A 239-nucleotide genomic window follows, 5' to 3' on the forward strand; every position below is an offset into this window, starting at 1 on the left:
CTGACGAGGACGTCGAGATCGTCACCGTCTCGCCGCCGTTCGTCGGCGAGGCGATGGCGGCGGGCGAGATCGACGGCGCCTGCGTCGGCGCGCCGTGGAACAGCGCGGCGGTGGCGCGCGGAGTAGGCGTGATCGTGCTCGCCACGGCGCAGATTTGGCGCCGCGGGGTGGAAAAAGTGCTCGCCTTCCGCGCCCCGGTGCTCGAGGCGCGGCGTCCGGCGGCCGAAGCGCTGATCCGC

At 74.1% G+C, this 239-nt stretch carries 1 protein-coding gene; it reads left to right on the forward strand.

Annotation, left to right across the window (positions count from 1 at the left end):
- Positions 1-239: ABC transporter substrate-binding protein (locus SAZ04_RS22920; RefSeq protein ID WP_332700090.1), on the forward strand; the 239-nt coding region annotated here is incomplete at both ends.

This window comes from Halalkalibacter lacteus, assembly GCF_036663595.1.
Taxonomy (GTDB): domain Bacteria; phylum Bacillota; class Bacilli; order Bacillales; family Bacillaceae_D; genus Halalkalibacter; species Halalkalibacter lacteus.